Raw genomic sequence first — 20,742 nt, forward strand, 5'->3', positions numbered from 1 at the left:
TGGTGCCCTCGGCCGTCTCCCCGGTCACCATCGCTGGTGCACCTGGGGACGGATCAGCTCGTCGTAGACGGCGGCCACCGCTGCCTGTTCCTCCGTGGACAGTGGTCGCTGACCGGCCACCGCGGCGTTGCCACGGGCCTGTGCCGCGTCGCGGGCGCCGGGGATGACCACGGTGACGCCGGGCTGGTCGAGCACCCACCGCAGGGCGAACTGGGCCATCGTCCGGTCGTCGCCGACCAGCGGGGCGAGCCGGCGTACCGCCTCCAGCCCCAGCGTGTAGTCGACGCCGGAGAACGTCTCGCCGACGTCGAACGCCTCGCCGTGCCGGTTGAAGGAACGGTGGTCGTCGGCGGCGAAGGTGGTCTGCTCGTCGTACCGGCCGGAGAGCAGTCCGCTGGCCAGCGGTACGCGGGCGATGATGCCCACCCCGGCGGCCGAGGCGGCCGGCAGCACCCGCTCCAGCGGCTTGTGGCGCAGCGCGTTCAGGATGATCTGGACGCTGGCCACCCCGGGCCGGGCGATCGCGGTGAGCGCCTCGTCGCAGGTCTCCACGCTGACGCCGTACGCGGCGATGCGCTTCTCCCCGACGAGGGTGTCGAGGGCGTCGAAGACCGCGTCAGTGGCGAACACGGGCGTCGGCGGGCAGTGCAACTGCACCAGGTCCAGCGTGTCCACGCCGAGGTTGGCCCGCGAACGATCCGTCCACTGACGGAAATTGTCCAGAATGTACGCTTCGGGGGCCTGTATCACCCGACGCCCCATCTTGGTGGCCACCGTCAGCCCGGCGTCCGGGTGGGCCGCCAGGTACCGCCCGATGAACTGCTCGCTGCGGCCGTCGCCGTAGACGTCGGCGGTGTCCAGGAAGGTGATGCCGGCGTCGACCGCGGCGTCCAGCACCGCCATGGCGTCGTCCTCGGTGACCGTGCCCCAGTCGGCCCCGAGCTGCCAGGCGCCGAGCCCGACCACGCCGACCTGTCGGTCCATGCGGGGGAAGGTGCGTTGCTCCATACGACCGAGCCTAGTGACCCCTGGTGCGCGTGCCGAGGCCGGGCCGCGCGCCCGACCCGGGTGGACGTGCCGCCCCCGGATCACGCCGACGGCCTGCAAGACTGCGCACGGACCGTCGTCGTCGCCGGTGTGCCGGTGCCATCGCCCAGGAGAACCCGTGACCGATCTGCGTACCTTCATCGCCGGACTGCCCAAGGTCGAACTGCACGTGCACCACGTCGGTTCCGCCTCGCCCCGGATCGTGGCCGAGCTGGCCGCCCGCCACGAGGGGCGTACACCGGTCCCCGCCGACCCGGAGCTGCTCGCCGACTACTTCGTCTTCCGCGACTTCGCGCACTTCATCGAGCTGTACCTGAGCGTCGTGGACCTGGTCCGCGACCAGGAGGACGTCTGGATCCTCACCCACGAGGTGGCCCGGGAGCTGGCCCGCCAGCAGGTGCGCTACGCCGAGCTGACGGTGACGCCGTACTCGCACGTGAGCCGGGGCATTCCGGCCCCGGCGTTCTGCGAGGCGATCGAGGACGCCCGCAAGCGGGCCGCCGCCGACTTCGGCATCGAGCTGCGCTGGTGCTTCGACATCCCCGGCGAGGCGGGCCTGCCGGCCGCCGAGGAGACGCTGCGGATCTCCCTCGACGAGCGCCCGGACGGGCTGGTCAGCTTCGGCCTCGGCGGCCCCGAGATCGGGGTGCCCCGGCCACAGTTCAAGCCCTACTTCGACCAGGCCCGGGCGGCGGGACTGCACTCGGTGCCGCACGCGGGGGAGACCACCGGCCCGCAGACCGTCTGGGACGCCCTGCGCGAGCTGGGCGCCGAGCGGATCGGCCACGGCATCTCCGCCGCTCAGGACCCGGAGCTGCTGGCGTACCTCGCCGAGCGGCAGATCGCCATGGAGGTCTGCCCGACCTCCAACGTGCGGACCCGGGCGGTGGCCGCCATCGAGGAGCACCCGCTGCCCACGCTGGTCGAGGCCGGGCTGCTGGTGACGATCAACTCCGACGACCCGCCGATGTTCGGCACCACCCTCGACGACGAGTACGCGGTGGCCGCCCGGCTGCTCGACGCCGGCCCGGAGCAGGTGGCGGCGCTGGGCCGCAACGCGGTGACCGCCTCGTTCCTCGACCCGGCGGGCAAACAGCGGATCATCGAAGAGATCGACGCCTACCTGGCCGCCCCGCGCGACTGACCTCGCCTGCGGAGGTCCCCGGTCCCGACCGTCCCGGTCGGGACCGGCGGACGCCTGGAAGTGCGCGCGACGGGAGGAGGTGTGGGGGGACCGTGTCTCCCGCCGCGCGCACGGCTCCACCGGCCGATGTGCGCTGGGAGCGGAGAGCCGGCGGAACTGCTGGGTTCGGAGCTGATCCTGACACCCTTACCGGGCCAATGGGACGTCGTTAATTCGGATCTAAGGAAGACTTGTGCCGCCGCACAACCGACCCCGCAGACCGTGTGCTCAGCCGTCGGTGGGCCGTTGCCTCGGCCAGCGCCGTCCGCTGCCCTTCTGCTCCCGTGCCTCCCGGGCCATCCGCCCCACCAGGCCGAACCGGCTGACCTGCCGGGGCGTCGCCTCCGGGTCGGCGAGCAGCATCACCACGCTCGCGCCGCCCAGCCGCGCCCGGTCGATGCTCACCGAACCATTGGCCTGCAACGCCACCCGCTTGGCGATGTCCAGTCCGAGGCCGGTGGAACCCTGGTCGCTGGTGCCCCGACGCAGCGCGCGATCCGGGTTGGCGATGCCCGGCCCGGCGTCGTCGATCCGGATGGCCACGTACCCGTCGCGCCGGGACACCGCCACCTCGAACGCGGTGCCCTGCGGCGTGTAGCGGAACACGTTGCCGATCACCGCGTCGAGCGCGGCGGCCAACTCGGCCCGGGGCACCGGCGCCGGGATGCGCAACTGGGCGCCGACCACCCGGTGTGGGCGGTTCTGGTCACCGGCCAGGGCCGCCCAGAACACCATCCGGTCCCGGACCACCTCGCTCACGTCACACATCGCCGGAGCCGCCTCGGTGGCCACCGCCTTGCGGGTGGTCTTGATCAGCACGTCGATCTCACCCTCCAGGGTGACGATCGCCTGCCGGATCCGCCGGATGCCGCGTCGGTGGTCCAGCTCCGCCTGGCTGAACGCGTCCACGCTGGTGTCGTCGGACTCCAGCGCCTCCGCGTCGAGCCGGAGCACGGTCAACGGGGTCCGCAGCCGGTGGGACAGGTCCGCCACCAACTCCCGCTCCTCGGTGCGGGCCGCGACGAACCGCTCCGCCATCCGGTTGAACGCGTGCCCGGCTTCGGCCACCTCGCGCGGGCCACTCGGCTCCACGCGTACGCCCAGGTCGCCGTCGCTGACTGCGAGCGCCGCCTTGACCAGCCCCCGGGTGGCGTCGACCGTACGCGCCGCCAGCCGGTCGACCACCAGCACGGCCGCGCCCACCAGGGCGACGGCCACCCCGGCCAGCAGCCACCAGCGGCCCGAGCCGCCGAGCGCCTCGTCCGGTACGAACACCTCCACCACGGCCGTCCGGTCGCCCAGCACCACCGGGTCCAGCCGCAATACCCCGCCGTCGACGTCGACCACCAGGGAACGTCCCTCGTCGCGGGCCCGGTCGAGCTGCCCGGCGTCGGCGCGTCCGGCCTCGGCGGCCACGTCGTCGAGACCGTGCACCACCGGACGGGTCGCCGGGTCGGCGCCGCTGGCCTCGATGGCGCGGTCCACCACCGCCGGCTCGGTGCTCACCGCGAGCGCGCCGGTGACCAGCGCGCTGCGTCGGGCCGCGTCGGCGATCGCCTCCTCGCGGGCCTGGCCGCCCAGGGCCAGGCCGAGCGGGATCAGGAAGGCCAGTGCCAGCAGGATGCCGGTGCCGCCGGTCAGCAGCGCCAGCGAGCGCCTCAGTCCGGCGCCACCAGCCGGAAGCCCACCCCCCGCACGGTGCGCAGGTAGCGAGGCTTCGCCGCGGACTCGCCCATTTTGCGGCGCAGCCAGTACAGGTGCACGTCGATGGTCTGGTCCTCGCCGACCGATGGCTGCCGCCATACCTCCTCCAAGAGCTCCCGCCGGGACACTACCCGGCCAGGTCGGGCGGCGAGATAGGCCAGCAGGTCGAATTCCTTACGTGTCAGCGCCAGCGCCTCACCGTCCAGGAGGGCGCTGCGTTCACCGACGTCGACCCGCAGCCCGCCGACGCTGTGCACGGCCGGTGCCACGCCGCGACTGGCACGGCCCACCCGGCGCAGCACGGTGGTGATCCGCGCGTCCAGGTGCGCGCCGGTGAACGGCTTGACCATGTAGTCGTCGGCGCCGGCCCGTAGCAGCTTGACCACGGACTGCTCGTCGTCGCGGGCGGTCGCGATGATGATCGGTACGTCGGTGATGCCGCGCAGCATCCGCAGCGCGTCCGATCCGTCCAGGTCCGGCAGGCCCAGGTCGAGCACCACCAGATCGGGCGTCTCGGCGGCCACCCGGCGCAGCGCGTCCAGCGCGGTGCCGACCGCGTGCACGGCGTGGCCCCGGTCGGTGAGGGAGCGAAGCATCGCGCCGCGTACGACGTGATCGTCTTCGACCAGCAGGACGGTGGCCACGCCAGAACGGTACTCGGAGTGGCGCGGTACGTCGTTGCGGCCCACCCGACAACCCGCCGAGCTGGTACGACGACGAGGCCGACCCTCAGCGGTTCGCGCCGGCCTCGACCACCTCGTCGTCGCGGCGCTGCGCCGGGTCCGCGTCGGCCGTCGGCTCGGCGGTGGGCTGCTCGTCGAGGACCGACCGGTCGATCTCCTCGGTGGTGCCCCGACGGCGTCGGCTGATCAGCCAGCCGATCACCGCGCCGCCGCCGAGACCGGCGACCAGGCCGGCGGCGAGCAGGCTGTTGGCGTTCGGGCCCTCGTCGGGCGTGGCGGCGGTCGGCACGGGGTCGCCCGGCGCCGCACCGCCGGGTGCCGCGCCGTGACCGCCATGGGCGGCACCCGGGTACGCCGGGTCGCCCGGGGCGAGGGTCAGCGCGGGCAGCGGGCGCTGGCCGGGACGGTTGCCCCAGTGCACCTGGAGGCCGTCGGCGTAGGTCTGGGTCAGCTCGAACCGCACCTGCTCGGTCTGCGGCAGCGGCGCCATCGAGAACACCAGGCGGGCCGGGCCCGCCCCCGCCTCGCCGGTGGCCCGGGTCCAGGTCAACGCGGCGGTCACCACGTCGGTCGCCGGACCGTGCATGCCTGCGATCGGGGCGTCGAGCTTGCGGGTGGTGATGGCGGGCGCCCAACCCTCCACCGAGAGCGGATACACCTCGGCCACCGGCGTCTCCGCCGGCATCCGGATCTCGATCCGCTCGGTCCGGACCCCGGGCCGCTCGTCGGGCACCAGGAACTCGAGCTTGACCGAGTTGCCCTGCTGGGCCTCGGCCGGAGTGAACGTCACACCGTCGGCCCACGCCGTGCTCGCGGGCCAGAGCAGTACCCCGGCCGTGGCCAGGGCGGCCACCAGCGCGCCCCGGCGTCGACGGCTGCCGCCGCGCGTCATCGCCATGCTGGGTTCCCATCCGTGTCGACGTGGCCGGAACCGGCTCCGGCCACACCTGGTAGTTCGGATGCCGGGCCGAAAAGGTTCAACGGTGGCGGGATTGGTTCCCTACGGTGTCGGGGACGGTGGCCACCACGCCGACCGATACCATCGCGGTGAGCCGTCACCGGCACCTTTCCGTCACATCTGCTGCGAGGAGTTCACCCGTGTCCGCACCCCGTACCCCCGCCGTGGCCGACCCCGTCGTCGTCGCCGCCGGGACGACGGCGGCCGACGCGGTGGCGGCGGCCGGGTTGCCCACCACCGGCCCGAAGGCGATCGTGGTGGTCCGCGACCCGCAGGGCGCCCTGCGCGACCTGGACTGGCGTCCGGCCGAGGAGACCGCCGTCGAGCCGGTCGCGCTGGACTCGCCGGACGGGCTCGACGTGCTGCGGCACTCGACCGCGCACGTGCTGGCCCAGGCGGTGCAGGACGTCTTCCCCGAGGCCCGGCTCGGCATCGGCCCGCCGATCGAGAACGGCTTCTACTACGACTTCGCCGTCGACAAGCCGTTCCAGCCGGACGACCTGGCCAAGGTCGAGAAGCGGATGCAGGAGATCGTCAAGTCCGGGCAGCGGTTCCGGCGGCGGCGCTTCGACAGCCTCGACGAGGCCAAGACCGAGCTGGCCGCCGAGCCGTTCAAGCTGGAACTCATCGACGTCAAGGGCGAGGGGCTGGACTCCTCCGAGGTGATGGAGGTCGGCGGCGGCGAGCTGACCATCTACGACAACCTCGCCGCCGACTCCGACAAGGTCTGCTGGTCCGACCTGTGCCGGGGCCCGCACCTGCCCAACACCCGCCTGATCGGCGCGTTCAAGCTGATGCGCTCGGCCGCCGCGTACTGGCGGGGCAGCGAGCGCAACCCGCAGCTCCAGCGGGTGTACGGCACCGCCTGGCCGACGCGGGACGCGCTCAAGGCGTACCTGAAGCTGCTGGAGGAGGCGGCCCGGCGCGACCACCGCAAGCTCGGCGCGGACCTCGACCTGTTCAGCTTCCCCGACGAGCTCGGCTCCGGCCTGGCGGTCTTCCACCCCAAGGGCGGCATCATCCGCCGCGAGATGGAGAACTACTCGCGGCTCAAGCACGAGCAGGCCGGGTACGAGTTCGTCAACACCCCGCACATCACCAAGGGCCACCTGTACGAGGTCTCCGGGCACCTCGACTGGTACGCCGACGGCATGTTCCCGCCCATGGAGGTGGAGGGCGCGAGCTACTACCTCAAGCCGATGAACTGCCCGATGCACGACCTGATCTTCCGGTCCCGTGGTCGTTCCTACCGGGAGCTGCCGCTGCGGATGTTCGAGTTCGGCACGGTCTACCGGTACGAGAAGTCCGGTGTGGTGCACGGCCTGACCCGGGTGCGCGGCATGACCCAGGACGACGCGCACATCTTCTGCTCCGAGGAGCAGATGGCGGGGGAGCTGAAGTCCCTGCTCGCCTTCGTGCTCGAACTGCTGCGCGACTACGGCCTGGACGACTTCTATCTGGAGCTGTCCACCCGCAACCCGGAGAAGTCGGTCGGCACCGACGAGAACTGGGAACGGGCCACCGAGGCGTTGCGCTCGGCGGCCGAAGAGTCCGGTCTGGACCTGGTGCCCGACCCGGGCGGCGCGGCCTTCTACGGCCCGAAGATCTCCGTGCAGGCCAAGGACGCCATCGGCCGGACCTGGCAGATGTCCACCATCCAGGTCGACTTCAACCTGCCGGAGCGCTTCGGTCTGGAGTACCAGGCGGCCGACGGCAGCCGGCAGCGGCCGGTCATGATCCACCGGGCGCTGTTCGGCTCGATCGAGCGGTTCTTCGGCGTGCTCACCGAGCACTACGCGGGGGCGTTCCCGGCCTGGCTGGCCCCGGTGCAGGTGGTGGGCATCCCGATCCGCGAGGACCACGCCGACTACCTGCACGGCTTCGTCGCCGCGCTGCGCGCCGAGGGCGTCCGCGCCCAGGTGGACGCCGGTGACGACCGGATGCAGAAGAAGATCCGGACCGCCCAGCAGCAGAAGATCCCGTTCATGGTGATCGCCGGGGACGACGACGTGGCCGCCGGCACCGTCTCGTTCCGCTACCGGGACGGCTCGCAGCGCAACGGGGTGCCGTTGGCCGAGGCGGTCTCCCACGTGCTCGACGTCGTCCGCACCCGCACCAACGTCGGCCCCTCCGCCCAGATGTAAGGAAGGGCACCTTATTAACGCCTGCGGTAGAGCAGGGGACCCTTCCTAACACGCACGCCGGGTGCCGCTCCATCGATCACGCCGGGTGCCGGGCCGAGGCTCGGCACCCGCTCGGCGGGGCCGTAGGATCGCCGGTGTGACTGGGGGAGCGGACGAGCACAGCGACAGGGACATGGCCGACGGGCTGGACCGGCTCTGGACGCCCCACCGGATGACCTACATCTCCGGCGAGGACCGACCCGAGGGCGGCTACGAGCAACCCTCCGGCTGCCCGTTCTGCCTGGCCCCGGCCCGACCGGCGGAGGAGAGCCTGGTCGTGGCGCGGGGCGAGCACGTCTTCGTGGTGCTCAACCTGTATCCGTACAACCCGGGGCATCTGCTGGTCTGCCCATACCGGCACGTGGCCGACTACACCGACCTGGACGAGCCGGAGACGGTCGAGCTGGCGTCGTTCACCCAGGCCGCGATGCGGGTGGTCCGCAAGGTCAGCAACGCGCACGGCTTCAACCTGGGCATGAACCAGGGCGGGGTGGCGGGTGCCGGGATCGCCGCCCACCTGCACCAGCACGTGGTGCCCCGCTGGGGCGGTGACGCCAACTTCATGCCGGTGATCGGGCGTACCAAGGTGTTGCCGCAACTGCTCGGCGACACCCGCGACCTGTTCGTCCGCGCCTGGCCGACCTGACCTGACCCGCAGCCCCCGCGTCCGGGGCCTCGCGCTTCGCGTCCTGCGGGCTTCGTCGCGGGGCCTCTGCACCCACCGTGTGCCCCGGCGGGACCCGCGCCGGAGTCCACTGCCGCGCGCCGCCTTTGCTCTGCTTCACCCCCCGCAACGGTTACGCGCTGGAGTCGATGCGTATCGGTGAGCAGAGCAAAGGCGGCCACGAGGGCAACCGGATCCTCCGGCGATTCGCAGGTCGTCCGGGTGGGACACGAAACGGGGCGGATCCGGGCCGCGCCGGGGTGATCCGTGGGCGACGGTCCCCCGTACGGATGATCGTGCTGGATGTCTGTCAAACCGTGTCCGGAAGATGGCACGATGCGCCGGTGGCGGAGTCGACGCGCACGCTCGGGCGCAGCGGGATCGAGGTCAGTGCCCTCGGCATGGGCTGCTGGGCGATCGCCGGTCCCTGGTCCGAGGGGCACACCCCGCTGGGGTGGGGGGCGGTCGACGACGAGGAGTCCGTCCGGGCGGTCCGCCGGGCCCTCGACCTCGGCGTGACCCTCTTCGACACCGCCGACTCGTACGGTGCCGGGCACGGTGAACGGCTGCTCGGCCGGGCGCTGGCCGGACGGCGCGACGAGGCGGTGATCGCCACCAAGTGGGGCTACACGTTCGACGAGCGGTCCCGGCAGGCCACGGGTCGGGACGCGTCCCCGGCGTACCTGCACCGGGCGGTACGGGACTCGCTGCGCCGCCTCGGCACCGATCGGATCGACCTGTACCAACTGCACCTGGCCGACCTGCCGGTGGCCCGGGCGCAGGCGCTGATCGGCGTCCTGGAGGACCTGGTCGCCGACGGGCTGGTGCGGGCGTACGGCTGGAGCACCGACCGGGTCGACCGGGCCGTCGCCCTCGGCCAGGACGCCCGGCACGGCGCGGTCGTGCAGCACAGCCTGTCGGTGCTCCGGGACGCCCCCGACCTGCTCGCGGTCTGCGACAAGTACGACCTGGCCAGCGTCAACCGGGGGCCCCTGGGGATGGGGTTGCTCACCGGCAAGTACCACCACTGTTCGACGCTGCCGCACGACGACGTACGGGGCATGACCTCGGGATGGCTGGAGTGGTTCCGGGGCGGGCGGCCGGCACCGGAGTGGCTGCGCCGGGTACACGCCGTGCGGGCGGCGCTGACCGCCGACGGGCGCACCCTGGCGCAGGGCGCGCTGGGCTGGATCTGGGCTCGCAGCGACCGCACCATCCCGATCCCGGGATGCCGCACCGTCGCCCAGGTCGAGGAGAACGCCGCCGCACTGGCCCTCGGTCCGCTGCGTCCGGACCACTTCGCCGAGGTCGAACGTCGACTCGCCGCCCTGCGCTCGGCCGCCCTGCGCGAGGTCGACCGCCCCTACTGGCCCAGCCCCATGCTCCCCACCGCCCGCCCCTGACCGGCCCCACCCCGCCCGCCTCCCGCCCTCCGCCCGGTGGCTGCCGCGCCGATCATGGAGTTGTGGCACGCCCAGATGTCACTGAAAGGGGCGAAACGGCAGCCACAAGTCCATGATCGACGGCGACTCCACCGACGACTGGCGCGGCGCCGACGGCGACGGGGGGCGAGGGGGGCGACGGGGCGAGGGGGGCGAGGGCCGTGTCAGGGGGTGCGGTGGGAGTCGTAGCGGAGGAAGCGGCGGCGGAAGGTGCCGGCGCCGGCGGTCATCGCGCGCAGTTCGACCGCGTACCGGAGCAGCCCGCTGGCGGGCACCTCGGCGCGGACCAGGGTGCGCCCCTCGGCGTCCGGGTCCGGTTCGGTGCCGAGCACCCGGCCGCGCCGACCGGAGAGGTCGCCCATCACCGCGCCCACACTGCCGTCGGGTACCCGCACCGTCACCTCGTCGATCGGTTCCAGCACCACCGGTGCGCCCCGGTCGGCGGCGTCCCGCAGGGCCAGCGCCCCGGCGGTCTGGAACGCCGCGTCGGAGGAGTCGACGCTGTGCGCCTTGCCGTCGACCAGGGTCACCCGCAGATCCACCACCGGGTGACCGGCGACCAGCCCGCGTTCCATCTGGGCGCGTACGCCCTTCTCGACCGAGGGGACGTAGTGGTGCGGTACGGCGCCGCCGACCACCCGGTCGACGAACTCGAAACCGCCTCCGCGTGGCAGCGGTTCCACCTCGACGTCGCAGACCGCGTACTGGCCGTGCCCGCCGGACTGCTTGACGTGGCGGCCGTGCCCACGGGCCGGTGCGGTCAGCGTCTCCCGCATCGGCACCCGTACCGGTTCGGTGTCCAACTCCACCCCACCGGCGCGCAGCCGGTGCAGGACCACGTCGGCGTGTGCCTCGCCCATGCACCAGAGCACCAACTGGTGGGTCTCCGGGTTGCGCTCCAGCCGCATCGTCGGGTCGCCGGCCACCAGCCGGGCCAGGTTGCGGGCCAGCGCGTCCTCGTCGGAGCGGGTCTTCGCCACCACGGCCACCGGCAGCAGCGGCTCGGGCATCTCCCATGGGGCGATCAGCAACGGGTCGTCCTTGGCGGAGATGGTGTCGCCGGTCTCCGCGCTGCCGGACTTGGTGATCGCGCAGATGTCGCCGGCCACCGCGACGCCGACCTCGCGCAGCGTGGCGCCCAGCGGGCTGTAGAGGTGGGCGATGCGCTCGTCGGCGTCGTGGTCCGGGTGGCCGCGTTCGGCCAGGCCGTGTCCGGCGACGTGCACGGTACGGTCCGGACGCAGCGTGCCGGAGAAGACGCGTACCACGCAGACCCGCCCGACGTGCCGGTCCACCGTCGTCTTGACCACTTCGGCGACCAGTGGACCGTCCGGGTCGCAGGTCAGCGGCGGGCGCGGCGAGCCGTCGACGCCGGTGACCGGCGGCAGGTCGTGCTCGGGCGGGGACGGGAATCCGGCGGTGAGCACCTCCAGCAGCACGTCCAGCCCGACGCCGGTGGCCGCGCAGACCGGCACCACCGGATAGAAGTGGCCCCGGGCGACGGCCTTCTCCAGGTCCTCGACCAGCAGGGCGGGATCGATCTCCTCGCCGCCGAGGTACCGGTCCATCAGGGTCTCGTCCTCGCTCTCCGCGATGATCCCCTCGATCAGCTCGTCGCGGGACTCCGCGATCGCCGGCAGGTGCTCCGGGTCGGGCTCGCGTACCTGCGCGGGCAGGCCGGCGGTGTAGTCGAAGACCCGGCGGGTGATCAGCCCGAGCAGGCCGGCGACGGACTCGCCGTCGTCACCCAGCATCGGCAGGTAGAGCGGGACCACGTTGTCGCCGAAGACGCGCTGGCACAGCGCCACCGCCTCGTCGAAGTCGGCGCGCGGGTGGTCCAGTCGGGCGACGGCCACCGCCCGGGGCATGTCGACGGCGGCGCACTCCTCCCAGAGCGCGGCGGTGGCGGCGTCCATGCCGTCCACGGCGGAGACCACGAACAGGGCGGCGTCGGCGGCCCGCAGCCCGGCCCGCAACTCGCCGACGAAGTCGGCGTAGCCGGGCGTGTCCAGCAGGTTGACCTTGATGCCGTCGTGGTGCAGCGGCGCGCAGGACAGCGCCACCGAGCGCTGCTGGCGTACGGCGGCGGGGTCGTGGTCGCAGACGGTGGTCCCGTCGGCGATCGAGCCGGGCCGGTCGATCGTGCCGCTGGCCGTGAGCAGCGCCTCGACAAGCGTCGTCTTGCCCGCCCCGGAGTGCCCGACGAGCACCACGTTGCGGATCCTGGCGGGGTCGGTCACCGCCGGCACGCCGCCGGCGGCCCCCTTGTCGTGACTCTTCTGCGCCATCGGGCGCACCTCCCTCAACCGGTGGTGGTAGGTGGCGACCGCCGCGCGCGACGGGGACCGGCCCGGGCGGGTACTGCGGCGATATCTTCCGGGCAACCGCTCCGAACCGTGCAGTCAACGGGTGGTCGGGTGAGCCGGGTCACCTTACTGGCTCGATCTCACACCCGTCGGCGGACCGACACAACCCTTGCCACGCCGACCGGCGGTGTCGCCGGCCAGGGGGCCGACCGTTATCGTGGGACCGCCATGGCGAAGATCTTCCAAGTGTCGGCCCGCGCGGGGATGACCCGCGTCGTGGAGCCGATCGCCCGCAGCCTACTGCGCGCGGGCATATCCCCCAATACGGTCACCGTCGCGGGCACCGTCGGAGTGCTCGTCGGTGCGCTCGGCTTCGGTGCGCGCGGCCACCTGGTCGCCGGTGCGCTGATCGTGACGGTCTTCGCGCTCACCGACCTGCTCGACGGGACGATGGCCCGGATGAGCGGCGGGTCCACCACGTTCGGGGCGTTCCTCGACTCCAGCATGGACCGGGTCGCCGACAGCGCGGTCTTCGGCGCGGTCGCCTTCTATCTGGCCGGCGAGGGGGACCGCGGTGGCGTGGCCGCCGCGCTGATCTGCCTGGCCGCGGGCGGTCTCGTCTCGTACGTCAAGGCTCGCGCCGAGGGGCTCGGAATGAGCGGCAACGTCGGCATCGCGGAGCGTACCGAGCGTCTGCTGATCGTGGGCGTCGGCGGCCTGCTCGCCGCGTGGGTCCACCCGGCGGCGCTGCCGATCGCACTCTGGCTGCTGGCGGCGGTGTCGCTGTTCACCGTCGGCCAGCGGATGCGGTACGTCTACCGGCAGGCCCAAGCCAGGTGAACCTCACCGAGCTCGGGTTCGTCGCCGGCTGGCGGCTGGTCCGGGTGCTGCCCCGACCGGTGGCGGCGGCGGCGTTCGACGCGGTGGCGGACCGGGCACACCGGCGTCGGGGCAGGGGCGCCAGCCGGCTGCGCGCCAACCTGCGCCGGGTGGTCGGGCCGGAACTGCCCGACGCGGAGCTGGACGAGCTGGTCCGGGCGGGTCTGCGGTCGTACTCCCGCTACTGGATGGAGGTGTTCCGGCTGCCGTCGCTGAGCCGGGAGCAGGTGCTCGCCGGTTTCCGGCTGGACGGCACCGAGAAGCTCGCCGCCGACGTGGCGTCCGGCCGGGGCGCGGTGGTGGCGCTGCCGCACGCCGGTAACTGGGACCTGGCCGGTGCCTGGGTGGCCGCCAACGGGTGGCCGCTGTCCACCGTCGCCGAGCGGCTCAAGCCGGAGGGGGTCTTCGAGCGGTTCGTGACCTTCCGGGAGGGCCTGGGCATGGAGATCCTGCCCACCACCGGGGGAGCCCGCCCGCCCATCGACGTGCTGACCGATCGGCTGCAGGCCGGTGCGGTGGTGCCGTTGCTGGCCGACCGGGACCTCTCCGCCCGGGGCGTGGAGGTCGACTTCTTCGACGGTCGGAGCCGGATGCCGGCCGGTCCGGCGCTGCTGGCGCTGCGGACCGGTGCCCCCCTGTACGTGGCGTCGCTGTGGTACGAACCGGATGCGGCGTGCGCCTCGATCGAGGGGCCGCTGCCGCTGCCGGGGCCGGCGGAGGGCTCGCTGGACGAGCGGGTCCGTACGCTGACCCAGCGGATCGCCGACGGTCTCGCGTCGGGCATCGCCCGGCATCCGCAAGACTGGCACATGTTGCAGCGGATGTGGCTGGACTGAGGGGACGGGACGCAATGCGGATCGGCATCGTCTCCCCGTACTCCTTCGACGTGCCGGGCGGGGTGCAGAACCACGTCATGGATCTCGCCGAGGCGCTGATCGGGCTCGGCCACGAGGTGAGCGTGCTGGCGCCGGCGGACGAGGACTCGCCGCTGCCGCCGTACGTGGTGCCGGCCGGCCGGTCGGTGCCGCTGCCGTACAACGGCTCGGTGGCCCGGATCGCGTTCGGTCCGGTCTCCACCGCGCGGGTGCGTCGCTGGATCACCCGGGGCGACTTCGACGTGCTGCACGTGCACGAGCCGCTGACGTTGAGCCTGTCCATGCTCGCGGTGCTCTCCGCGCGGGGGCCGGTGGTGGCCACCTTCCACACCGCGATGACCCGATCCCGGGTGCTCTCGGTCGCCCAGGGCGTCCTGCAGATCGTGCTGGAACGGATCACCGCGCGGATCGCGGTCAGCGCGCTGGCCCGCAAGGTGCAGGTCGAGCACCTGGACGGCGGCGCGGTGGAGATCCCCAACGGGGTGGCGGTGGCCAAGTTCGCCGGGGTGGCGTCGTTGCCGGGCTGGCCGGGGGAGTACGCGCCGGGCGACGGCGGGACGCTGGGCTTCCTGGGCCGGTTCACCGAGCCCCGCAAGGGGTTCCCGATCCTGCGCGACGCCTTCGTGGAGTTGGCCCGGCAGCGCCGCGGGCTGCGCCTGTTGGTCGCCGGCCCGGGTGACCGGGACGACCTGTTCGACCAGTTTCCGCCCGATCTTCGGGATCGGGTGACCTTCCTCGGGCTGGTCTCCGAGGAGGAGAAGGCCCGGATGCTGCGTAGTGTGCACCTGTACGTGGCGCCGAACACCGGTGGTGAGTCCTTCGGCATGATCCTCACCGAGGCGTTGGCCGCCGGCACCACGGTCGTCGCCAGCGACCTGGACGCGTTCCGCCGGGTGCTCGACGGTGGGCGGGCCGGGCGGTTGTTCCCCACCGGTGACGCGGTGACGCTGCGCCACCGCCTGGCCGAGCTGCTGGACGACCCGGCCCAGCGGGCCGAGCTGACCGCCTGCGGGCACCAGGTGGTGGCGAATTTCGACTGGCCCGTGGTTGCCCGCCGCGTTCTGGAGGTATACGCAGCGGCGATCGAGGCGACCGACGGACGGGTGATCGACCAGGAGTGGGTGGGGCCGGACTGACCGGGAGGAACGGGAGCAGCACTACGATGCCGGGCATGTGGTGGGTGGTGGGCGCGACGGTGGTCGTCGCCCTGGTGGCGGCGTACCTAATCTGGACCGCCGGCCGGGTCGAGCGGCTCCAGTCCCGTGCGCAGCTCGCCGCGCGCGCCCTGGACGCCCATCTGCTGCGTCGGGCCGCCGCGGCGGCGGTGCTGGCGGAGCGTCGCTACGGCGTCGAGCTGTACGCGGCGGCGCGGATCGCGCTGGACGCCGGCCCGGACGAGCGGGAGGCGGCCGAGAACGACCTGACCCGGCAGTTGCGCGCGGTCGAACTCAACCCCTCCGACCCGGACTGCGACGCGGTGATCGCGGCCAGCCGGCGGCTCGCGCTGGCCCGGCAGGTGCACACCGACCTGGTCCGGGACGCCCGTTCGGCGCGCGGCCGGCCACTGGTGCGGCTGTTGCGGATGGGGCGGGGGCACACCTGGCCGCGCTACTTCGACATCGACGATCCGACGCTCACCGTGCCGGCTGCCGACGTGCGTACCCGCTGATCCGCCGTCCGCGCCGGTCTCCGGCGCGTGGGTGACCGGGGCCACAGAGCAGGCCACCACGCCTGGAATTGGCGCTCGGAGGGGCCTCGCGCCGCGCGTAGCATCTGCGCTGCCCCCGCCCCGAGTACGCCTGAGGAGCCTGTCCAGATGACTTCCCCGACCAGCAGTGCCAGCCCGGTCGTCGGCACCGCCCGCGTCAAGCGCGGGATGGCCGAGATGCTCAAGGGCGGCGTGATCATGGACGTGGTCACCCCCGAGCAGGCCAAGATCGCCGAGGACGCCGGTGCGGTCGCGGTGATGGCGCTGGAGCGCGTCCCCGCCGACATCCGCGCCCAGGGCGGGGTGTCCCGGATGAGCGACCCCGACATGATCGACGGCATCATCCAGGCGGTCTCCATCCCGGTGATGGCCAAGGCCCGGATCGGGCACTTCGTGGAGGCGCAGATCCTCCAGGCGCTCGGTGTGGACTACGTCGACGAGTCCGAGGTGCTGACCCCGGCCGACTACGCCAACCACATCGACAAGTGGGCGTTCACCGTCCCGTTCGTCTGCGGCGCGACCAACCTGGGCGAGGCACTGCGCCGGATCACCGAGGGCGCGGCCATGATCCGCTCCAAGGGCGAGGCCGGCACCGGTGACGTCTCCAACGCCACCACCCACATGCGCAAGATCCGCCAGGAGATCCGGCGGCTCCAGACGTTGCCGACCGACGAGCTGTTCGTCGCGGCGAAGGAGTTGCAGGCGCCGTACGAGCTGGTCAAGGAGGTCGCCGAGAGCGGCAAGCTGCCGGTGGTGCTGTTCACCGCCGGTGGTATCGCCACCCCCGCCGACGCGGCGATGATGATGCAGCTCGGCGCCGAGGGCGTCTTCGTCGGCTCCGGCATCTTCAAGGCCGGCAACCCGGCCCAGCGGGCCGCCGCGATCGTCAAGGCGACCACCTTCCACGACGACCCGGACGTGCTGGCCAAGGTATCCCGGGGGCTCGGCGAGGCGATGGTCGGCATCAACGTCGACGACATCCCGGTCCCGCACCGTCTCGCCGACCGCGGCTGGTGACATGTAAGGAAGGGCCCCCTGCTAACGCCTCGTGCATAGCAGGGGACCCCTGCTAACACTCGCTAACACCCGCCAACACCCCGGAAGGAGCGCCTGTGACGGCACCCGTGATCGGTGTGCTCGCCCTGCAGGGCGACGTCCGTGAACACGTCACCGCCCTGACCGGGGCGGGCGCGCAGGCCCGACCGGTACGCCGACCGGCGGAGCTGGACGCGGTCGACGGCCTGGTCATCCCCGGCGGGGAGTCCACCACGATCAGCAAACTGGTGGACATCTTCGAGTTGCGCGAGCCGATCGACAAGCGCATCGCCGACGGCCTGCCGGTCTACGGCTCCTGCGCCGGCATGATCATGCTGGCCACCGAGGTCCTCGACGGCCGCCCCGACCAGCGGGGCTTCGACGGCATCGCGATGACCGTCCGGCGCAACGCGTTCGGCCGCCAGGTCGACTCGTTCGAGGCGCCGGTGGAGATCACCGGAATCGAGGGCGGCCCGCTGCATGCGGTCTTCATCCGTGCACCCTGGGTGGAGCGGGTCGGCGACGATGTCGAGGTGCTCGGCACGGTCACCGCCGGCCCGGCCGCCGGGCGGATCGTGGCGGTGCGCCAGGACAACCTGCTGGCCACCTCGTTCCATCCGGAACTCACCGGTGACGCGCGACTGCACGCCTACTTCGTGGACCTGGTCCGCGCGGCGCGCTGACCGCGCCACGGGAACGCGCTCCCACGCGGGCGAATCGAACTCACGCGGGCGGTGGCGCGGTGCCGTGTCGGGGGTTGGCGCGGGCCCAGCCGCGCAGCACCGGGTCGGTGAGGTGGTTGAAGCGTTCCATCTTCGTCGGCCACTCGTTCTTGAACGCGATCACCTGCTCGTCCGGGGCGAGTTGCAGCAGCTCACCGACGCTGCACCCGATCCGCATCGACAGGGCGGTCGCGGCACCGAAGTTCGCCGGGCTGAACACCTGGAGCACACCCGAGTTATTGATCATGGTCTCGGCGGCGAGGCCGTAGAGGCTGGACAACTGCGCGAGGTCCTGCCAAAAGGTCCAGGTGCGCAGCCCGTACCCGCGCAGCAGCGTGATCGCCTCCTGGAGCAGCGAGAACCGGCCGAGCTGAGCCGCCTCGTCGATGAGGAACAGCAGCCGGGACTGGTTGATCGACCGGCTGTTCATCACGTAGTACAGCAGGCAACCCACCCAGGCCCGCAGCAGGCGCTGATGGGTACGCAGCTTGTGCGGCGGGATGACCACGTAGATGGAGATCCGCCGCTCGGGGTTGGTCAGGTCGCTCAGGGCGAAGCTCGTCCGGGCGGTGGCGTCCACGGTCCGCCGGGAGCTGAAGGCGGCCAGTTGCTGGGCGGCGGTGGCCACGATCCCGCTGAAGGTCTTCTCCGCGTCCGCGATGCTGAGCAGCATCTCGAACTCCTGGCGGGTGCCCGGCGGCATCGACTTCGACCGCGTGTCGAGCGCCACCGCGAGCCGGTAGCGCAGGTCCGACTCGAAGAGCTGGGTACGCAGCTCCTGCAGGGTGTCCGGTCGGTCCGGCTGGCCGGTCATCAGGTCGGTGGCGAGCGCGGCGATCAGCAGTTGCGCCATCTCGTCCCAGAACGGGTCGGACAGCGACTGGATGCCGCCCATCAGGATGTCGGAGAGCACCCGGCCGAAGTCCTCGGCCTCCTCGGCGGCGTCGTCGTCGCGCCGCAGCGCGCCGAAGACGTCGAACGGGTTCAGCGAACCCCGCTTGTCGCTGCCGCCGTGGCTGGCACCGAACGGGTCCAGCAGCACGATCTCGTTGCCCAGCACGGTACGGCGGTGCTCGTGCGTGACGTCGTAGTTCTCGCCCTTCGGGTCGATGACCACCACCGAGCCCTCGTAGGTGAGCAGGTTCGGGATGATCACGTCTCGGCCCTTGCCGGCTCCGGTGGGCGCGATCGTCATCAGGTGGCTGTCGTCGTCCGAGGCGACCACCGGACCCAGCTCGGCGTCGTCGACGATGTGTTCCTCGCCGAGTCCGAGGCGGGCGCGTACCCCGGTGTCGCTGGGTCGCCGCTGGGCGAACTGGCTCTTGGACAGCGGCTCGGGTTCCAGGTGACGCACGACTGCCCGGCCGAGAATGAGCTTGGACATCCGCGACTGCCTCTCTAGGGGTTCCGGCTGATGCGGGCGGGACGGACTCCGGCCATGGCGCCGCTGCCGGTGCCGGAGACGACCGTCAACGGCAGCGGCTGCTGGTAGTGGTTGCCCAGCACGTCGAAGTACTCGATCTCGACGAGCACCAGACTCGGCTGCGCGACCTGCGGTGGGTCGACGAAGCGGAGCCGCTGCTCGACGTCGGTGGTGGGCATGACGACGTCCGCCTTCGGGGCGCTCAGTGCCTCGAAGGCCAGGCTGGTGCGGTCGATCCGGATGCCGGTGATCTGGATGCCGAGGATCGGCCCCGACCCGACGTTACGGAGCCGAACGGAGAGCACCACCAGGGCCTGCCCGCGCCAGGTCAGCCGGGAGTCCTGGATCATCGGAACGGGGATGATCGAGGCCCGGAGCTGTTCGGCGGCCACCCGCACCTCCCGATCCGAGGAGCGGTTGTTCTGCCAGGACAGGAACAGCGCGACGATGCTGCACACGAAGGTGGCCACCAGGCCCGCGAACTGGATGACGTTGAGCGTCTCCTGCGTCACGGCATCGTCCCGACGGCGCAGGAGAACTCGCAGTCCTTGAAGAAGTCGGCCAGGAAGCCCTTGACGACGCGGTCCCGGAAGAAGTCGCGGTACGGGACCGTGTACTGCTCCAGCAGGAACTCGGGCCGTGGAGCGATGCGCGACTCCAGGGCCGGGTCACCGTCGCCGACGGTCTCCGAGATGCAGTAGAAGTCCAGCCAGATGCCGCGGTAGCCCTGGTTCGAGGGGGCCTGGATGTCGTAGATCTCGCGTACGTGCACGTCGGGGGCGACCTCGCGGAAGTTGGAGATCTCCACGTCGAGTCGGCCGGTGCGCAGCGGACCGGCGGCGCCACCACTGGGCACGGAGAGGAATCGGCCGTCCTCGCCGGGGCGGTGCGACAACAGGTTGCCGATCAGTTGGTGGCTGCTGACCGGGCGGGGTGCGCGTACCGGAATGAAATCGTAGGTGAGCAGGGAGAACAGGTAACTGGTCCGGATCGGTTGGAGGTCGAAATCGGAATGCAGGATGTCGGACAGGTCGATCGCGATTCGCGACACCAGCCCCTGGATGTAGGGCATGAACACGCGGTACCAATTGTGGAAGAGGCGCAGCGACGATCCGGGCCGTTCGAGGATGATGCGCAGGTCGCGCCGGATCGCCATCCGGAAGCCGAAGGACGAGTCGTCGTAGACGATCCCGATGTTGCCGTCGGACCAGTCCAGCCGCAGGTGCTGCACCGAGTACAGTTCGGCGGCCTCCAGCACCTCTGCGACGCTGCGGTACAACCGGGCCCCCACCGCGCGTTTGCGTTCGGGCGGCAGGTCGAGATCCTGTGCGTACGGCAGTTCCACCATGAGCGAGAACTTGTTGAGCGCGCTGACGCCGCCCTTGCCGATCATCGGCAGGTCACGGCCGAATTCCTCGAAATCCTCCAGCACGTATCGCCTCCGGGGTGCGGTCGACTGCTCACGACAGCGCCAGTGTGTGGCACCCGGGCCAGCCGGAAAAGGCGCGCCCCGGAGCCGGAAGAATGGCTGTTCGGCGGATCCTCGGCAATTGCCGGATGTGCCGAGGGCTACCGTCGGGCGGTTTTAGGGGAATTGTGGTACGCGCCGTCGACGACCCCCGCCATTTCTGTCAGAAAGCCGCCAGGAAGCGGTGCTGCCCGCTGTCGGCAGGGCGCCGAACCAGCCCGCGACGGGTGCAGGGCGTCGGACTCAGCCGGCCACCGAGCGCAGGGCGCCGGGACGTCGGCCCAGCAGGCGGTCCAACGCGTCGGCGCAGGTGGCGTCGGCGGGCAGGTGGTCGCGGGCACGTACCGGCAGGTGAATGGCTTTTGTCTGATCTGTGAAGCTCGGGGGAGATCAGGCCGGCGGCCGACGTGCGGCGGGTGACGACCACCCGCCGCGCGTCGGTAGGATTGTCGAGATTCGGCA

General features: G+C 72.0%; 18 protein-coding genes. 10 read left to right on the forward strand and 8 right to left on the reverse strand.

The features are described 5' to 3' along the window. Window positions 1-24: 24 nt before the first annotated feature. Window positions 25-1,008 (reverse strand): aldo/keto reductase, encoded by a 984-nt coding sequence (locus ACZ31C_RS22745; protein WP_465796979.1) that lies wholly within the window; start codon window positions 1,006-1,008, stop codon window positions 25-27. A 157-nt stretch (window positions 1,009-1,165) separates the two neighbouring features. On the opposite strand from ACZ31C_RS22745, the gene ACZ31C_RS22750 reads away from it, so the two are divergent. Next, window positions 1,166-2,191, forward strand: a complete 1,026-nt coding sequence (locus ACZ31C_RS22750) for an adenosine deaminase (RefSeq protein WP_465796980.1) — start codon at window positions 1,166-1,168, stop codon at window positions 2,189-2,191. A 267-nt stretch (window positions 2,192-2,458) separates the two neighbouring features. On the opposite strand, the gene ACZ31C_RS22755 is transcribed toward ACZ31C_RS22750, so the two are convergent. The 3 genes from ACZ31C_RS22755 to ACZ31C_RS22765 form a co-directional block, all read right to left on the reverse strand. Then, a complete protein-coding gene (locus ACZ31C_RS22755; protein ID WP_465797020.1) occupies window positions 2,459-3,736 on the reverse strand; it encodes a HAMP domain-containing sensor histidine kinase in 1,278 nt (425 codons plus the stop codon). A 152-nt stretch (window positions 3,737-3,888) separates the two neighbouring features. Beyond that, a complete protein-coding gene (locus ACZ31C_RS22760; protein ID WP_131054346.1) occupies window positions 3,889-4,578 on the reverse strand; it encodes a response regulator transcription factor in 690 nt (229 codons plus the stop codon). A gap of 85 nt (window positions 4,579-4,663) precedes the next feature. Further along, window positions 4,664-5,515: a DUF1775 domain-containing protein gene (locus ACZ31C_RS22765; RefSeq protein ID WP_465796981.1), complete on the reverse strand. Its 852-nt coding sequence runs from the start codon at window positions 5,513-5,515 to the stop codon at window positions 4,664-4,666. 200 nt (window positions 5,516-5,715) lie between these two features. Between ACZ31C_RS22765 and thrS the strand changes: the two genes are divergently transcribed. From thrS to ACZ31C_RS22780, 3 genes are all read left to right on the forward strand, one after another. Beyond that, window positions 5,716-7,719, forward strand: coding sequence for a threonine--tRNA ligase (gene thrS / locus ACZ31C_RS22770; RefSeq protein WP_465796982.1), 2,004 nt, complete (start codon window positions 5,716-5,718; stop codon window positions 7,717-7,719). 172 nt (window positions 7,720-7,891) lie between these two features. Next, window positions 7,892-8,404: an HIT family protein gene (locus ACZ31C_RS22775; RefSeq protein ID WP_396746761.1), complete on the forward strand. Its 513-nt coding sequence runs from the start codon at window positions 7,892-7,894 to the stop codon at window positions 8,402-8,404. Window positions 8,405-8,766: 362 nt separating this feature from the next. Next, window positions 8,767-9,825 (forward strand): aldo/keto reductase, encoded by a 1,059-nt coding sequence (locus ACZ31C_RS22780; RefSeq protein ID WP_350695100.1) that lies wholly within the window; start codon window positions 8,767-8,769, stop codon window positions 9,823-9,825. Between the two features lie 203 nt (window positions 9,826-10,028). Here the strand turns inward: ACZ31C_RS22780 and ACZ31C_RS22785 are convergent, their stop codons facing one another. Beyond that, on the reverse strand, window positions 10,029-12,152 hold the full coding sequence (locus tag ACZ31C_RS22785; protein WP_465796983.1) for an elongation factor G-like protein EF-G2: 2,124 nt from the start codon (window positions 12,150-12,152) through the stop codon (window positions 10,029-10,031). A 246-nt stretch (window positions 12,153-12,398) separates the two neighbouring features. Between ACZ31C_RS22785 and pgsA the strand changes: the two genes are divergently transcribed. The 6 genes from pgsA to pdxT all read left to right on the forward strand — a co-directional run bounded on the left by pgsA (window position 12,399) and on the right by pdxT (window position 17,350). Further along, entirely contained in the window at window positions 12,399-13,010 is a 612-nt protein-coding gene (gene pgsA, locus ACZ31C_RS22790) for a phosphatidylinositol phosphate synthase (protein WP_396746696.1), read from the forward strand. Then, a complete protein-coding gene (locus tag ACZ31C_RS22795; RefSeq protein ID WP_465796984.1) occupies window positions 13,007-13,885 on the forward strand; it encodes a phosphatidylinositol mannoside acyltransferase in 879 nt (292 codons plus the stop codon). The genes pgsA and ACZ31C_RS22795 overlap by 4 nt, the downstream gene beginning before the upstream one ends. Window positions 13,886-13,899: 14 nt before the next feature. Continuing rightward, a complete protein-coding gene (locus ACZ31C_RS22800; RefSeq protein WP_465796985.1) occupies window positions 13,900-15,060 on the forward strand; it encodes a glycosyltransferase family 4 protein in 1,161 nt (386 codons plus the stop codon). A gap of 26 nt (window positions 15,061-15,086) precedes the next feature. Then, entirely contained in the window at window positions 15,087-15,593 is a 507-nt protein-coding gene (locus ACZ31C_RS22805; RefSeq protein WP_465796986.1) for a hypothetical protein, read from the forward strand. Between the two features lie 147 nt (window positions 15,594-15,740). Then, window positions 15,741-16,649: a pyridoxal 5'-phosphate synthase lyase subunit PdxS gene (gene pdxS, locus ACZ31C_RS22810; RefSeq protein WP_449953406.1), complete on the forward strand. Its 909-nt coding sequence runs from the start codon at window positions 15,741-15,743 to the stop codon at window positions 16,647-16,649. Window positions 16,650-16,744: 95 nt separating this feature from the next. Next, on the forward strand, window positions 16,745-17,350 hold the full coding sequence (gene pdxT, locus ACZ31C_RS22815; RefSeq protein ID WP_465796987.1) for a pyridoxal 5'-phosphate synthase glutaminase subunit PdxT: 606 nt from the start codon (window positions 16,745-16,747) through the stop codon (window positions 17,348-17,350). A gap of 40 nt (window positions 17,351-17,390) precedes the next feature. On the opposite strand, the gene ACZ31C_RS22820 is transcribed toward pdxT, so the two are convergent. Genes ACZ31C_RS22820 through ACZ31C_RS22830 form a run of 3 tightly spaced genes read right to left on the reverse strand, consistent with a single transcriptional unit; the run spans window position 17,391 to window position 20,244 of the window. Next, window positions 17,391-18,773, reverse strand: a complete 1,383-nt coding sequence (locus ACZ31C_RS22820) for a type IV secretory system conjugative DNA transfer family protein (RefSeq protein ID WP_350695085.1) — start codon at window positions 18,771-18,773, stop codon at window positions 17,391-17,393. A gap of 14 nt (window positions 18,774-18,787) precedes the next feature. Then, window positions 18,788-19,324: a hypothetical protein gene (locus ACZ31C_RS22825; protein WP_350695084.1), complete on the reverse strand. Its 537-nt coding sequence runs from the start codon at window positions 19,322-19,324 to the stop codon at window positions 18,788-18,790. After that, window positions 19,321-20,244, reverse strand: a complete 924-nt coding sequence (locus ACZ31C_RS22830) for a hypothetical protein (RefSeq protein WP_350695082.1) — start codon at window positions 20,242-20,244, stop codon at window positions 19,321-19,323. The genes ACZ31C_RS22825 and ACZ31C_RS22830 overlap by 4 nt, the downstream gene beginning before the upstream one ends. Window positions 20,245-20,742: the final 498 nt, after the last annotated feature.

The sequence above is a fragment of the Micromonospora sp. NPDC023869 genome (assembly GCF_055559695.1).